Source organism: Parafrankia soli, from assembly GCF_001854695.1.
In the GTDB taxonomy this organism is placed as follows: domain Bacteria; phylum Actinomycetota; class Actinomycetes; order Frankiales; family Frankiaceae; genus Parafrankia; species Parafrankia soli.
The window spans coordinates 16,955-32,290 of record NZ_MAXA01000014.1; the positions used below are offsets into that span (position 1 = coordinate 16,955).

At 72.8% G+C, this 15,336-nt stretch carries 13 protein-coding genes; 5 read left to right on the top strand and 8 right to left on the bottom strand.

Translation table 11 applies throughout. The annotated features are described in order from the left end of the window. Positions 1-27 precede the first annotated feature (27 nt). Entirely contained in the window at positions 28-1,179 is a 1,152-nt protein-coding gene (locus tag BBK14_RS03080; protein WP_071059702.1) for a class I SAM-dependent methyltransferase, read from the top strand. Positions 1,180-1,187: 8 nt separating this feature from the next. Here the strand turns inward: BBK14_RS03080 and BBK14_RS03085 are convergent, their stop codons facing one another. Together BBK14_RS03085 and BBK14_RS03090 are read right to left on the bottom strand one after the other, a co-directional pair. After that, positions 1,188-2,255, bottom strand: a complete 1,068-nt coding sequence (locus BBK14_RS03085; RefSeq protein ID WP_071059703.1) for a zinc-binding alcohol dehydrogenase family protein — start codon at positions 2,253-2,255, stop codon at positions 1,188-1,190. Positions 2,256-2,325: 70 nt separating this feature from the next. After that, entirely contained in the window at positions 2,326-2,910 is a 585-nt protein-coding gene (locus tag BBK14_RS03090) for a TerD family protein (RefSeq protein ID WP_071059704.1), read from the bottom strand. Between the two features lie 346 nt (positions 2,911-3,256). On the opposite strand from BBK14_RS03090, the gene BBK14_RS03095 reads away from it, so the two are divergent. Next, a complete protein-coding gene (locus tag BBK14_RS03095; RefSeq protein ID WP_071059705.1) occupies positions 3,257-4,525 on the top strand; it encodes an aspartate kinase in 1,269 nt (422 codons plus the stop codon). A gap of 17 nt (positions 4,526-4,542) precedes the next feature. After that, a complete protein-coding gene (locus BBK14_RS03100; protein WP_071059706.1) occupies positions 4,543-5,604 on the top strand; it encodes an aspartate-semialdehyde dehydrogenase in 1,062 nt (353 codons plus the stop codon). 463 nt (positions 5,605-6,067) lie between these two features. On the opposite strand, the gene BBK14_RS03105 is transcribed toward BBK14_RS03100, so the two are convergent. The 6 genes from BBK14_RS03105 to BBK14_RS03130 all read right to left on the bottom strand — a co-directional run bounded on the left by BBK14_RS03105 (position 6,068) and on the right by BBK14_RS03130 (position 13,157). Further along, positions 6,068-6,271 (bottom strand): cold-shock protein, encoded by a 204-nt coding sequence (locus tag BBK14_RS03105; RefSeq protein ID WP_009740954.1) that lies wholly within the window; start codon positions 6,269-6,271, stop codon positions 6,068-6,070. Between the two features lie 311 nt (positions 6,272-6,582). Further along, positions 6,583-7,632 (bottom strand): aldo/keto reductase, encoded by a 1,050-nt coding sequence (locus BBK14_RS03110; protein WP_071059707.1) that lies wholly within the window; start codon positions 7,630-7,632, stop codon positions 6,583-6,585. A gap of 251 nt (positions 7,633-7,883) precedes the next feature. Next, positions 7,884-9,422 carry a CYTH and CHAD domain-containing protein gene (locus BBK14_RS03115; protein ID WP_071059708.1) on the bottom strand — a complete coding sequence of 513 codons (1,539 nt, stop codon included), beginning with the start codon at positions 9,420-9,422 and terminating at the stop codon, positions 7,884-7,886. Between the two features lie 255 nt (positions 9,423-9,677). Next, entirely contained in the window at positions 9,678-10,520 is an 843-nt protein-coding gene (locus tag BBK14_RS03120; protein ID WP_071059809.1) for a CPBP family intramembrane glutamic endopeptidase, read from the bottom strand. An 82-nt stretch (positions 10,521-10,602) separates the two neighbouring features. Then, positions 10,603-11,595, bottom strand: coding sequence for a cytochrome d ubiquinol oxidase subunit II (locus BBK14_RS03125; RefSeq protein ID WP_071059709.1), 993 nt, complete (start codon positions 11,593-11,595; stop codon positions 10,603-10,605). Next, positions 11,592-13,157 carry a cytochrome ubiquinol oxidase subunit I gene (locus BBK14_RS03130; protein ID WP_071059810.1) on the bottom strand — a complete coding sequence of 522 codons (1,566 nt, stop codon included), beginning with the start codon at positions 13,155-13,157 and terminating at the stop codon, positions 11,592-11,594. The genes BBK14_RS03125 and BBK14_RS03130 overlap by 4 nt, the downstream gene beginning before the upstream one ends. A 155-nt stretch (positions 13,158-13,312) precedes the next feature. Here BBK14_RS03130 and BBK14_RS03135 point away from each other — a divergent pair, with 155 nt between their 5' ends. After that, positions 13,313-13,960: a BlaI/MecI/CopY family transcriptional regulator gene (locus tag BBK14_RS03135; RefSeq protein ID WP_071059710.1), complete on the top strand. Its 648-nt coding sequence runs from the start codon at positions 13,313-13,315 to the stop codon at positions 13,958-13,960. 13 nt (positions 13,961-13,973) lie between these two features. Continuing rightward, entirely contained in the window at positions 13,974-15,197 is a 1,224-nt protein-coding gene (locus BBK14_RS03140; protein WP_071059711.1) for a M56 family metallopeptidase, read from the top strand. The last annotated feature ends 139 nt before the right edge of the window (positions 15,198-15,336 follow it).

The window sequence follows — 15,336 nt, forward strand, 5'->3', positions numbered from 1 at the left end:
CCGGCGTCACGAGGGAGCGGATAAATCATGACAACCATCACCGACTCGGCCACGGGCACGCCCGACGGCACGTCCGCCGCGGTCGAGGCGTTCACCCAACGGGTCTTCGACGCGGTGCTGGGCGCCCAGGAGGTTCAGGCGATCTATCTCGGCGACCGGCTCGGGTACTACGCCGCCCTCGCCGAGCGCGGGCCCCTCACCTCCTCCGAACTGGCGGACGCGACCGGCAGCACGGAGCGGTACGCCCGTGAGTGGCTCGAGCACCAGGCGGTCTGCGGTTACCTCACCGTCGCGGCGGACGTCGACCAGGACGAGAACGCGGACCGTGGCGCGGGCGAGGCGCTCTCCCGCCGTTACCTGCTGCCCGCGGGGCACGCGGAGGTCCTCGCCGACGTCGACAGCCTGAACTACCTGGCTCCGCTCGCCCGGTTCGTGGCCGGAGCGGGCCGGCAGCTCGGCGAGATCGCCGAGGCGTTCCGGACCGGCGGAGGGGTGAGCTGGGAACGGTTCGGCGCCGACGCGCGCGAGGCCCAGGCCGCCGCGAACCGCCCGATGTTCCTCTCCCTGCTGTGCCAGGAGCTGCTGCCGGCCGCTCCCGAGGTGCACGCCACGCTGGTCGCCGGCGCGCGCGTCGCCGACATCGGCTGTGGGGCGGGATGGTCATCGGTCGCGCTGGCCCGCGCGTACCCCGGAGTGACCGTCGACGGCTTCGACCCGGACACCGAGTCCGTGCGGCTCGCCGAGCGCAACGCCGCCGCCCTCGAGGTGACCGACCGGGTCACCTTCACCGACGCCGACGCCGCGCAGGCCGCGGACGGCGAGGCGGTGGGCGGCTACGACCTGGTGTTCGCCTTCGAGTGCGTCCACGACATGGCGGACCCGGTTGCCGTGCTCGACGCGGCACGCCGCCTGCTGACCGCCGGCGGCAGCATGATCGTCATGGACGAGCGGTGCGCGGAGTCGTTCCACGCCCCCGCGGGCGAGATCGAGCGGCTGCTCTACGGGTACTCGCTGGTCGGCTGCCTGCCGGACGGGATGTCACGGCAGCCCTCGGTGGGCACGGGAACCGTGATGCGCCCGGCGACGCTCGCCGGCTACGCCGAACTCGCGGGTTTCACCTCGACGGAGACGCTGCCCATCGAGCACGACTTCTTCCGGTTCTACCGCCTCGTCCCGTAAGCCGGCCGTCAGACGCCGTCCGGGAACAGCACGGCGGCGCCGTCCACCCGGTCGCGTGCGAGGTCCTCGAGCGCCTGGTCGACGGCCGTCAGCGGGTACGGGGTGGTTGTCACCGCGAGCCGGTGGCGCCCGGCGATCTCCAGGAACTCGCGGCCGTCGGCGCGGGTGTTCGCGGTCGTGCTGCGCACCGAGCGCTCCTGGAACAGGTGCCGCTGGTAGTTCAGGACCGGGACGTCGGTGAGGTGGATCCCGGCGATCGAGAGGGTGCCGCCCCTGTCCAGCGCGGCGAGCGCGACCGGGACCAGATCGCCGACCGGCGCGAACAGGACCGCCCCGTCGAGTGGCTCGGGTGGGGAGTCGTAGGCGCCGGTCGCGGACGCCGCGCCGAGCTCGAGGGCGAGGCGGCGGGCCCGGGCGGACCTGGTCATGACGTGCACCGTCGCACCCTGGGCGATCGCCACCTGCGCGGCGAGGTGCGCGGACGCGCCGAACCCGTAGACGCCCAGCCGGCCGCCGGGCGGAAGCTCGGCGCGCAGCAGCGCCCGGTAGCCGACGATCCCGGCGCACAGCAACGGGGCCAGCTCACCGTCGCTGTAGCCGGCGGGCAGGCGGTAGGCGTAGTCCGCGTCGACGACGGCGTACTGGGCGTACCCGCCGTCGACGTCCCAGCCTGTGTAGAGCGACGCGGGGCAGAGGTTCTCGGCGCCGCGCCGGCAGTAGGCGCACGTCTGGTCCGTTCCGGCGAGCCAGGCGATGCCGAGCCGGTCACCCAGCCGGATCGGGGCCGCCGGGGCCGGGTCCGGTGGCCGGGAGCCGGCCGCACCGGCCGGCCCGGAAACCCCATGGCCCCCGGGACCGAGCGCGTCGACGTACCCGACGATCTCGTGACCGGGCACGGTGAGCGGCCGGTGCGGGGGGAGGTCGCCCTCGGCCAGGTGCAGGTCCGTCCGGCAGACGCCGCAGGCGGCGACCTTCAGACGGACCTGACCGGGACCGGGCTCGGGGATGGGCAGCTCGACCGCGCGCAGTGGCGCCGTGGCCACCGGCGCGGGGCGGGTGACCTGCCAGGCCAACACGCGACGCACCCCCCGTCAGCGGCCGGTCAGCCCGCGGGAACTGACCCGCAGGCACTCGGCTCGCGGGCGGTCAGACGTTGACGCCGTGGTCGCGGGCGAGGCCGCTGAGGTCGTTGTGCCCCTGGCCGACCGCGCGGAACTTCCAGTCGGCTCCGTTGCGGTACACCTCGCCGAAGATGACGACCGTCTCGGTCGAGTAGTCCTCGGAGAGGTCGTAACGGACGAGCTCGGTGCCGGTCTGGTCCACCACGCGGATGTAGGCGTTGCGGACCTGGCCGAAGTTCTGGGCCCGGTTCGCCGCGTCGTAGATGGAGACCGGCACGACGATCTTGTCGATCTCCGCCGGGACCAGGCCCAGGTTGATGTTGACGGACTCGTCGTCGCCCTCGCCGGCGCCGGTCACGTTGTCGCYGGAGAGCGTGATGGCGCCCTCCGGGGACTTCATGTTGTTGAAGAAGACGAAGTGCCCGTCGGACAGTGCCTTGCCGTCGCTCTTCACGCCGATGGCGGAGGCGTCGAGATCGAAGTCGGTGCCGGTCGTCGTGCGGGCATCCCACCCGAGCCCGACGGTGAGCGCGGTCAGCGCTCCGGTTCCTGCCTCGGCGGCCTGCTTCGTGAGGCTGACGTTGCCGCCCTTGGCAAGGCTGATCGCCATGACGAATGTCCTTCCTGAAGGATCCCTTTAACGCCGACGATCCTCCACGTCGAGGACCATCGGACCAACACGGTCGCTTCCCGGGTCACCCTTGCACACAAGGCCGAACTCTCCGGGTAAGCCGTCGGTCGGATGACACACGTGCCACCGGATGACCGCCACGCGTGATCGCTCTCCGGTCACACAGGCGATCCGCCGTCCCTCGCAAGGCCAACGAAGCGGGGGCGGGCAGGGTTTCCGGCACGAGCAGCCGCCGGCCGGGATCCGCGGATCCCGACGGACGGCGGCCGACCACACATCCGCGGATCTCGGCGGAGGTGCCCCTGGTCTCGGTAATCTGGCAGCCATGGCGCTCCTGGTCGCGAAGTTCGGCGGGTCCTCGGTCGCGGACGCGGATCGCATCAAGCGGGTGGCCGACCGGATCGTCCAGACCCGCCGGGCCGGGAACGACGTGGTTGTCGTGGTGAGCGCGATGGGCGACACCACCGACGATCTGCTCGATCTGGCCGAGCAGGTGAGCCCGCTGCCGCCCGCGCGGGAGTTGGACATGCTGCTCACCGCCGGCGAGCGGATCTCCATGGCGCTGCTCGCGATGGCGATCACCAAGCTGGGCGCGGAGGCGCGTTCCTTCACCGGCTCGCAGGCCGGCGTGATCACCGACTCGGTGCACGGCCGGGCCCGGATCATCGACGTCACCCCGGGCCGCATCCGCACCGCGCTGGACGAGGGCGCGATCGCGATCGTCGCCGGCTTCCAGGGTGTCAGTCAGGACACGAAGGACATCACCACGCTGGGGCGCGGCGGTTCCGACACGACCGCCGTGGCGCTCGCCGCCGCGCTGGGCGCCGACGCCTGCGAGATCTACACCGACGTGGACGGCGTCTTCACCGCCGATCCGCGCATCGTCCCCGACGCACGCCGCATCGAGAAGATCTCCTACGAGGAGATGATGGAGATGGCGGCCTGCGGGGCGAAGGTGCTCATGCTGCGGTGCGTCGAGTACGCCCGCCGTTACTCCGTCCCCGTGCATGTCCGCTCCTCGTTCTCGTCGAAGCCGGGCACATGGGTCACCGAGACTCCGGAGGCACAGCTCGTGGAACAGGCCATCATCCGCGGCGTCGCGCACGACTCGACCGAGGCGAAGGTGACAGTCAAGGGCTGCCCGGACAAGCCCGGGGTGGCGGCGGYGGTGTTCCGCGCGGTCGCTGACGCGGACGTCAACCTCGACATGATCGTCCAGGTCGGCTCGGTCGCCGGCTCCGGGCGGACGGACATCTCGTTCACCCTGCCGATGACGGACGGCCGGACGGCGCTCGGCGCGCTGGAGAAGGTCCGCGACCAGATCGGCTTCGAGCGGACCCTCTACGACGACCACATCGGCAAGCTGTCCCTGATCGGCGCCGGGATGAAGTCCCACCCCGGGGTGTCCGCCCGGTTCTTCGGCGCCCTCGCCGACTCCGGCGTCAACGTCGAGATCATCTCGACGTCCGAGATCAGGATCTCGGTGGTCGTGCGGGACACCGACCTCCCGGTGGCCGTACGCGCCGTGCACGCCGCCTTCGAGCTGGGCAACCCGGACGAGTCCGCCGTGGTGTACGCGGGAACCGGTCGATGAGCGAGCGGAGTCAGGGCATGGGTGGGACGTCCCGGCGGCCGACGCTGGCCGTGGTCGGCGCGACCGGCGCGGTGGGCACGGTGATGCTCGCGCTGCTGACCGAGCGCCCCGACGTCTGGGGTGAGATCAGACTGGTGGCCTCCGCCCGCTCGGCCGGGCGCACGCTGCGGGTCCGCGACGAGGACGTCACCGTGCGGGCCCTGTCGCCGGAGGTGTTCGACGGCGTCGACATCGCGGTCTTCGACGTGCCGGACGAGATCTCGGCCGAGTGGGCGCCGGTCGCCGCCGCCCGGGGCGCGATCGCGGTGGACAACTCCGGCGCCTTCCGGATGGATCCGGATGTTCCCCTGGTCGTGCCCGAGGTGAACGCCGCGGCGGTGGCGGACCGCCCGCGCGGCATCATCGCGAACCCGAACTGCACCACCCTGTCGATGATCGTCGCAGTCGGCGCGCTGCACCGGGCCTTCGGCCTCGAGTCGCTCTTCGCGACGTCCTACCAGGCCGCGAGCGGGGCCGGCCAGTTCGGCATCGACACCCTCTACGCGCAGCTCGCCCTGGTCGGGGGCACCAGCGAGCTGGGGCAGAACGCCGGCGACGTGCGCAAGGCCGTCGGTGAGGAGGGCCTCGGCCCGTTCCCCGCGCCGCTGGCGCTGAACGTGGTGCCCTGGGCCGGCTCGCTCAGGGACGGCGGCTGGTCGTCGGAGGAACTCAAGATCCGCAACGAGTCACGGAAGATCCTCGGCATGCCCGGGCTGYGCGTCTCGGCGACCTGTGTGCGCGTGCCCGTGGTCACGACGCACGCGGTGGCGGTGCACGCCCGGTTCGTGCGGCCGGTCACGGCCGAGCAGGCGCGGGACGTCCTGGCGTCAGCGCCGGGCGTGGCCGTGCTCGACGATCCCGCCGCGGGCGAGTTCCCGACGCCGGCGGATGTGGTGGGCACCGACCCGACCTGGGTCGGGCGGATCCGTCAGTCGCCCGACGATCCGCACGAGGTCGCGTTGTTCGTGTGCGGGGACAACCTGCGCAAGGGCGCCGCGCTCAACACGCTGCAGATCGCGGAGCTGCTCGCGGCCGACTGACGCCGGGGGAGATCGATTCGAGACCTGCGTGGACGCGGGTATCGACGCGGGGCGTGAACCTCTCGCAACACTGAGCATCGCGCGACTCTCGCCGGGGCGCGATATTTGCGCCCTCACGCATTCCACGCGGAAGCTTTTACGGATACGAGTAATCCAACAGACGCTTCCCGAAACATCGGCAAAGCTGTCCTCGGACATTGGAACGATCGGCGTCGGTCATTCGTTAGGACCCCGCACGGTTCAGCCGCTGCATGCGACCAGTTCAGAAGCGAACCGGTTCAGAAGCGAAGCATGTTCGTTCCGTGGTCTGTCCGGGTCCAGACGAGGGCGCAGACAAGACGCCCCCGAACAGATCGGAACAGATCCGCAAGACCCGTGGATCCCGCCGAAAAACGGTCAGCCCGCCCGTCGGAGACGTCCGACAGGCGGGCTGACCAAACCTGGTTCTACTGCTACTCGTGGCTCAGACGACGCGGACGGCGTCGGCCTGCGGGCCCTTCTGGCCCTGGGTCACCTGGAACTCGACCCGCTGGCCCTCCTCGAGTGCCTTGTAGCCGTCCATCTGGATTGCGCTGTAGTGGACGAAGACGTCAGACCCGCCGCCGTCCACGGAGATGAAGCCGAAGCCCTTCTCCGAGTTGAACCACTTCACCGTGCCCTGAGCCACGTGCCGTTCTCCCTGCTGGTGCAGTCAGGACCCGCACCGCGCGGGCCCCGGGCCGAACGTGACAGCGATACGATTCGCCGCCGCGTTGTTCCGCCGTGTCTCGGTTGAGGCACGAACTGGCGAACTCTGGCCACGCCTGACGCTACACGCACGCAGCCTCTGACGGGAGACCTCCGGCAGAAGAAGTCCACTTCACGGCTCGACATTACGAACATCGACTTCGTCACGCCGGTGCGCCACGGACCACTCCACCGAAGCCACCGCGCACCCCGAACACCCTCTCCAGATGACCRGAGGAACGCTGTGAGTCCTCACACGAGGGCGCTGCCAGGCAGCGCGGGGCCCTGCCGAGACGGCCCCGCACCCACATCGAGACGTTCGACCGCGACGCCGATCTCGTCCAGGTCGAGGTCGGTCAGGACCACCGCTCCGCCCGCGGGCAGCCAGGCGTCGATCTGGTCCGGGCGCCGGGCCCCGACGATCGCGGCGGTCACCCCGTCGAAGGCCAGCGTCCAGGCGACGGCCACCGCGGCCACCGTCGTGCCGTGCCGGGCCGCTATCGGACGCAGCACATCGACCAGGGCCAGGTTGCGCTCGAGGGCCGGCGGGTTGAACTCCGCCGCCGTCCGCCGCCAGTCGTCCTCGGCGARCGCGCGGGTGCGCTGCACCGACCACCCGCCCGTCAGCAGCCCGGACTGCATCGGGCTGTAGACGATCACACCGATGTCACGCATGGCGCAGTACGGCAGCAGGTCGGCGGCCGCCAGCCGGTTGACCAGAGAGAACGGCGGCTGCAGGACGTCGACACCGCCCGCCGTCGCCGCCGCCTCCAACTGGGCGACCGAGAAGTTCGACGCCCCGACCGCGCGGATCTTGCCCGCGGCGCGGAGCTCGTGCAGGGCGCCGACGACCTCGGCGATCGGGGTCCCGTCCTGCGGCGGCCAGTGGAGCTGGTAGAGGTCGATGCGCTCCACCCCGAGCCGGCGCAGCGACGCGTCCACCTCGGCGCGGATCGAGGCGGGCGCCCCGACCCGCAGGGGGGGCCGCGTCGGGTCGCTCTCGTCCCAGACCAGGCCGCACTTGGTGAACACGTAGGGACGTTGCTCGGCGGGGATGTCGGCCAGCGCCCGGCCGACGAGCTCCTCGGAGTGCCCGAGGCCGTAGACCGCGGCGGTGTCGACCCAGTTCACCCCGGACCGCACCGCGGCCCGGATGGCCTCGACCGCCTCGTCGTCGTCCTGGCGCCCCCAGCCGAACGCCCAGTCCGCCCCGCCGATGGCCCAGGCGCCGAACCCGACCCGAGTGATCGACATGTCGGTCAGGCCCAGTCGGGTGGTGCGCAGGGTCGCTGGCGCGGTCATCGGCGTCTCCTCACGGTGCGGGGATCTGCTTGGCACGGGGCCCTGCTGGCGCCGGCTGTGCTGGCGCAGGGCTGTGCTGGCGCGGAGCCGGGGCTACCGGGACCGACCAGTGCCGTACCGCCCCGATGCTGCCCGATCCGGGCCCCCGCCGCCCACTCGGACGGCACCATACCGCCACTCTGCGCAACATGTGCGACCAACATCACACGCGCCCGGCCGGCACGGACGGGGCCGGGCCGGCATCGGACGGGTCAGCGGCGGACGAACCAGCGCCGGTGCCGGCGCGCCGACGCGTCCGGCCACAGGTCGAAGAAGTCCCGTTCGGCGGTGCGGGCGCGGCACTCCTCCAACCCGAGCAGTACGCCCAGGGTGTAGGCGGTCGGCTCGCCGGCTGTCTGCGCCTCGACCCCCCAGTCTCGCAGCAGGCCGCGGGCGATCGTCGCGTCCTGGTGGGTGCCGAGCAGCTCCTGCATCGACTCGGCGAGCCGGGCGAACGCGGCCGCGGGCGGGCCGTACACCGGACCGACCACCTCGGCCGCGTACCGCAGCCGCTTCGCCTGCTTGCGCGCGGAGTGCAGGAGCTCGTCGCGTTCGGCACCCACCGGCAGGGGGGCGGCACGGCCGACCTTGCGGCTCAGCCGCCGGTCGGCGTCGTGCAGGAGACCGGGCAGCACCTTCTCCGCGGGCTTGCCCGAACGCCCGACGAACGGGCCGTTGACGAGCGCGAGCAGATCCTCCACGAGGGTCAGATAACGCTCGCTGCGCAGCATCTCCAGCGCCTGGGCCCGGGCGGCCGTCTGGTCGGCCGCGAGCCGGGCCGAGATCGCGCCCACGACGTCCCCGCGCAGCAGGTCGGCGGGCAGGTCCTCGAGCCGGCCCGTGAAGTAGTCGATCTGTACCTCGGCGTCGCGCGCGGCGGACAGCGCCCCGGCCAGGTCGCGCAGCTCGACGTCGAGGTGCGCGACCAGCTCCGCGGGGAAGAAGGGTGCGAAGGTCCGCAGGGTGCTGCGGGTCCGCCGGCAGGCCACCCGCATCCGGTGCACCGCGTCGGGCGCGTCCAGGCGCACCCGCGGGTCGGTGGCGAGCAGCGCCTCGACCTGCGCGATCAGGTAGGCGCGGACGACCTCGCCGGCCGGGGTCCGCCGGCGCAGCTTCGCCGCGGCGCGCGGCACGTCCGGGCCGGGCGCGCCGCTCAGCGCCGGGCCGAGCACCTGGGCCAGCTTCGACGCCGAGGCCGACAGCTCGGCGCCGGCGGCGGTCAGCACGGCCTCGACGGCGTCGAGCACGCCCGGGTCACCGGAGCCCAGCTCGACCTCGATCTCCCGCCACTTCTGCACGACCGTGGTCGCGCCGAGCGTCTGGGCCGTCACCTGGTCGTCGACGACCTCCGCCAGGTCGCAGCCCGCCTTGTCGCGCAGGCGGCGGGCGGTGCGCAGCGTCACCAGGCGGGCGACCGGGCGCAGCTCCGCCCCGCGCAGGTGCACGGTGGCGAGGTCGACAAGATCGGCGGGAACCGGATCGTGGGAGCCGAGCGGGCGGTGGATCTCGTCACGCACCCCTGGGGCCACGGGGAGCTTCAGGTGCCAGCCGGCGTCGTCCCCGCCCGTCCGGCGGCGCAGGGTGATGCGGTTGCGGGCCAGCCGCAGGTCGTCGGAGTCGTAGTAGACGGCCTCCAGGGTGACGGTGCGGCGGGTGCGGGCGGTCGCGACCCCGTCCACCTGCGTCAGCCGGGGAAGTACAAAGCTCTGGTCGACGGAGTACTTCCGCTCGATCTCCCGCGAAGAGCCCACGCCCGCTCCTTTCCGCGCCCTCAGTGCCCGCAAGCGCCCGCGACCCCGGCGGAGCCGCACCGCCACCCGCGGCCGCTGGCCCTCGCGACCGGTCGGCGCTACCCGACCGCCCGGCCCGTGGCGTGGCATGGCGTTGGTCCGCCGTTCGGGCGTCGACCGAGCGGCCCGGGGTACCGGGGGCCGTTACGGTGCGTGCCCAGCTCGCACCCAAAAGGACGATCGTTGTTTGCCTTTTGTTAACCTTAGCGCGGAACGTTAGCGCGGAACGGGTATCCACGACACCCTTCCGGCCAGCGTCACATACCCCACGAACGCGACCGTGTCGATGAGTGTGTGTGCTACGACGAGCGGTAGCACCCGGCCGGTCCGCTGGAAGATCCGGCCGAACAGCAGCCCCATCGCGACATTGCCGGCGAATCCCCCCAGCCCCTGGTAGAGGTGGTAGGAGCCGCGCAGCAACGCGCTGGCGGCGAGCGCGCGGTTGTCGCCCCACCCGAGCTCACGCAGACGCACCAGCAGGTACCCGGCGACCACCACCTCCTCGGCCAGACCGTTCTGGGCCGCCGAGGCGACGAGGACCGGGATCCGCCACCAGACGTCCGGCAGGTTGGACGGCGCGACAGTCAGATTGGCGCCGCTGTGCCAGGCGACCAGGTAGAAGGCGAGACCGGTGCCCCCGACCGCCGCCGCCAGCGCCGCGCCACGGAGGGCGTCCGAGCGGGGACGGCGCCGGTCCAGGCCGATCACCGCGGGCCCGCCGCCGTGGCGGCCCAGCAGGTGGACGACGAGAAACACCGGTACCAGCGCGGTCGCGAGCGAGGCGGCCTGCAGCGCGAGATCGAGCCAGGGGCGCCCCGGCGCTGCGGACGAGTTGAGCCGCGCGACCTGCGAACGGACCGGCTGCTGCGCGGTCAGCACCCCGAGGTAGCGGATGAGCGCGAACAGGCCGGAGGCACCGAAGGACACCCCGAGGACGAGCAGGACCTCGGTGCGCAGCGACCGCCGACCCAGCGGCTCGCCGCCGGCGGTGCCGGTGGTGGGGCCCGCTGGCCCGTCGGAATCGCTGGCCCGGCCGCTGCCGATGCTGGCCCTCGTCACCCGTCGACGGTAGTCGCGGGCGGCGGGACGCCTGGTGCCGGCCGGCCGGCGCACACCTCCACGCGCCGGCCGGCCGCGCCGGTCAGGACTTGACTTCGGGGTTCGCGAACAGGCGGAACAGCATCCACAGCGATGGGATGAGGACCACCAGCCCGCAGGCGACCGCGATCAGCATCGCCACGATGTTGGCCTCGGGCGCGGCGGCGGAGTCGACCGTCGCGCGGCCGACGACCAGATCCGGGTACTGGGCGGCCGCCCACCCCCAGAGCACGCCGGCCACCGCTGCCCCCGCCGTGATGCGGGCCGCGGTGAAGCGGTGCTGCCACAGCGCGACCAGCGACGCGATCCCACCGAGGGCCGAGATCACGACAAAGGGCACGGACCGCTCGGCGAACCGCTCCGCCACGACAGGTGCCTCCGACCACAGCAGCGGCAGCAGCGCCGCGGCGAGCAGCCCCGAGACGACGGCCCCGCCGAGCGCGCGGCGGCGGAACCCGGGCACCAGGTGCTCGGTCTCCGGGCTCGACGCCGCGTCCCGGCACAGGTACACCGCGGCCAGGAAGGCCGTCACGGCGAGGGTGAAGACGCCGCAGACGATCCCGAAGGCGCTGGTCACCGGGGCGAGCGCGTCGCCCTCGGTGACATCACCGGTGGCCAGCGCGGCGCCGCACACCCCGAGCGCGACCGGGGTGATCGCGGACGAGATCGCGAACACGTGGCCCCACCAGTGGTCCGGCCCGGCCGCGCCGGCGCCGTAGGCACGGTACACGTACGCGGCCCCGCGCAGGACGATCCCGGCCAGCGCGCAGATGAGCGGTATCTCCAGCGTCGACCCGACGATGCCGAACGCGGCCGGGAAGCCGCTGAACATCATGACGATCACGAAGATCAGCCAGACGTGGTTGGCCTCCCAGACCGGGCCGAGCGCGGCGGAGACGAGCCGGCGCTGGTCGGCCGCGTCCCGGCCGCGGGCGAGCAGGTCCCAGACCCCGCCGCCGAAGTCGGCGCCCCCGGTGAGGGCGTAGGCGGTCAGCCCGATCACCATCACGACGGCGAGCAGGTCGGCGGCGGTCATCGGGCGTCCCCTTCGCTGCTGGACGGATCGGTTCGCGGCGTGGTGGGCGCGGACGTCCCGGGCCCGTCGCCACCGTCGCCGTCACCGCGGACCCTCGCGGGAGTGTCGGGAGAGGCGGGAGCGGGACGCGCGTCCGGGATGTCCGGAGTCGTGGAGGTCTCCCCCACGGTGGCGGCCAGCTCAGGGCCACCCGTCGCCATCCGGCGCAGGATGAGGATGAGCGCCGTCGCGAGGCCGAGGTAGAGCAGGATCGTGCCGGTGAAGATCGCCGGCATGCCCGAACTGCTGGTCACGGCCTCGTCCACCCGCATCCGGCCGTAGACGATCCAGGGCTGGCGGCCGCCCTCGGTGACCTCCCAGCCGGCGAGCATCGCCAGCATGGACGCCGGTCCCGAGGCCGCGGCCGCCCAGAGCCACGGTCTTCCGGTGGGCAGCAGCGGGCGCTCGCCGCGCCGCCGCCGGCGCAGGACGACGACCCCGGTGACCAGCGACAACGCGATCAGGGCCATCCCGAGGCCGACCATCACGTTGAAGGCCGAGTGCACCAGCACGGCGTTCGGCCGCTCCTCGGGCGGGACGGCGGTCAGGCCGGTGATCTCGTGATCGGCGCTGAGCCCCTGCATGAGCGACAGCAGGTCGGGGACCTCGATGCCGTGCCGGACCTCGCCGGTCTGCTCGTCGTAGATCCCGCCGATGGTCAGCGGGGCGTGCGTGCGGGTGTGCCCGAGCCCCTCCATCGCGGCGAGCTTGATCGGCTGCTCGTTGCCGACCACCCGGGCGGCCCAGTCACCGACGATCAGCTGCAGGGGGGCACAGACGAGCAGGACGGCCAGACCGACGCGCAGTCCCCGCTGGTGATACGCGTCGCGCCGGCCGCGCAGCATGCCGACGGCGTACACGCCGGCGACGATGCCGCCGGTGCACATCAGCGCGGCCAGCAGCATGTGGATGAGCTGATGCGGCGCGGTGGCGGCCAGGAACGGGGCGAACGGCTCTGCCGATACGACCTTGCCGTCGACCTCTGTGACGTGTCCGGGGGTGTTCATCCAGGCGTTCGCCGTGATGATGAAGAGAGTCGAGAACGTGCCGGCGATGGCGATCGGCCACAGCGTGAGCCAGTGCGCCCGGGCCGACAGGCGCTTCCAGCCGTACAGGTACATGCCGATGAAGATCGCCTCGGCGAAGAACGCGAAGCCCTCCAGCGTGAACGACAGTCCCAGCACCCCGCCGTACCGGGCCATGAAGGCCGGCCACAGCAGGCCGAACTCGAAGGACAGCGCCGTCCCGGAGACGGCGCCGACGGCGAACATGACCGCGAAGGCCCTGGACCACTTGCGGGTCAGCGCGAGCCAGACGGGGTCGCGGGTGCGGACCCAGCGCCCCTCGACGAACAGCAGGAGCCATGGCATGCCGACGCCGAACACCGCGAAGCAGATGTGGAACGCCAGCGAGAACGCGGTCTGTGCCCGGGCCAGGTTGGTGGACACGGAGCTCGCCTGGGGCGGGTCCGCGGCCTGGGCGAGAGCCGCGACGTGGGAGAGAACTTCGGCGGCATGGACCATCTGGACCTCCTCCACCGTGGGCGGCAGCACGCCCGTCGCATTCTTCTACATTACGTAGAAGATTCTACGTTCGGTAGAAGATTTTTTCGTTGTGAGATCGACCGGGCTCGACAAAGTTCCGGGCAAGAACTTCTACGCGGCGTAGGATCGGTCCCATGGCACGCCTGGGTGACCTGGAACGGTCTGTCATGGACGTCCTGTGGTCGGCCGACGACTGGCTGACAGCACGCGACGTGGCGGCCCGCCTGCACCACGAGCGCGACCTCGCCTACACCACCGTGCTGACGGTGCTGGAGCGGCTGGAGCGCAAGGGCTTCGTCCGGCGCCAGCGGGCCGCCCGTGCCCACCGCTACGCGGCGACCGACAGCCGCGAGACCGTCGTCGCCGAGGCGATGCTGGAGGCCCTGGGCACCGCCGACGACCGGGGTTCCGCGCTCGTCCGCTTCGTCGGCTCGGTCTCCGCGGAGGAGGCCGAGATCCTGCGCCGCGCGCTCGAGCCGGCCGGCGACGCGGCGACCGACGGGACCGCCACCGCGTCCGGGCCGGGCGGCGCCGTGAGTGACAGCGGCGCAGGCAGCGGCTCCGAGGGCATCAGCGCCGAGGGCGTCGGCACCGAGGGCACAGGCCGTGGGCCGGGCGCTCCCGGCGAGGCGGGCGGTCCGGCCACGACCACCGTCGGGGGGCTGGCGGACGTCGCCGACGTCACGGACAGCACCGCGGCGGCCACCGTGGCCAGCATGTCCGAAGAATCGTCAGTCACGGCCGAGCCGCGACCGGTGCACCTCCCGGTGGACGAGCGGTAGCGTCTGCCGGGACATGACGACCGCGGCCCTTCTCGCCCTGTTCGCGGGCGCGCTGGCCTGGCCGGTTCCGCGCCTGCTGGCCGCCGCGCGGTGGCCGCACCGCTGCCCGCGGGCGGCGATCGTGCTGTGGCAGGCGATAGGCCTCGCGGGTGGGGTGTCGGCCCTGCTGGCCGCCGCGGCCTTCACTGTGGCCCCGCTGTCGCAGGGCATCCCGTCGGCACTCGCCGACCACGCCTCCAACCTTCTCGCCGGTGAGCCGCTGGTCGGGCTCGGGCGGACGAACCTCGTCGGGCTGGCCATCGCGGCGGCGCTGGCGGCACGCCTGTTCGGCGTGCTGGCCATGTCGACGGCGGCGACTCTGCGCGAGCGCCACCGGCACCGACACCTCGTCGACCTCGCCGGCCACCGGCACCGGCACCGCGGGCACGACCCCGGCGACCCCGGCAGCCCCGGCAGCCCCGGTGAGCACGGGGAGCACGGCACCGGGTGCCGCCTGTGCGAGCACCGGGACAGGGCCGGCACCCGGCTGCGGATCCTGGACCATCCCGTCGCCGTCGCCTACTGCGTCCCCGGAGTGCGCCATGCGCGGGTCGTCGTCTCCGCCGGCCTGCTGCGGACGCTGACCCCCGAGGAACTGGACGCCGTCCTCGCGCACGAAGAAGCACACGTCAGCGGCCGGCACGACCTGGTCATCCAACCGTTCGTCGCCTGGGAGCGCACCTTCCCCTTCCTGCGCCCGGCCCGTGAGGCGACGGCCGCCGTCTCGCTGCTGGTCGAGATGCTCGCGGACGACGCCGCCGCCCGGCGCACCTCCGGCCGGACCCTCGCCCGGGCGCTCGCCCGGCTCGGCGTCACCCGCGCAGCGGTGCCCGCCGGAACACTGAGCGTGACGGGTCCGGACCTCCCCAACCAGCGACCGCCCACGACGGGCACCTCACCCTCCGCGCCGGCGAACGGGTCGGTCCCACCCTTCGCGCCGGCGAGCCTCGGGCCGGCGAGCACGCCGGAGTCACCCGCCGTACTCGGAGTCGCCGGCGTGGGTCGGCTGGCGGCCGTCGCCGCCGCGGTGGCCACGGACCGCACCGACCCGGCGCGCAACGCGAGCGTGCGGACGCCGGTCGTCGCCCGGATCGCCCGGCTGCTCGACCCGCCGACCGTCCCGATCTGGCTGCCCGGGACCGCCTACCTCACCGCCGCCGTGGTGTTCCTCACCCCGGTGATCCTGCTCCTCACCTGAACCTGAGCTTTCCGTTCACCTGAGCTTTCCGGCAACCCGGGTACCACAGAAGCGCACACAGTCGGCAGACTGGACATGTGCGTCGGCAGGGCAGCAGCCCGCTCGCCGGCGCGGCGACACCGCCGTCGCCGGATCCGGA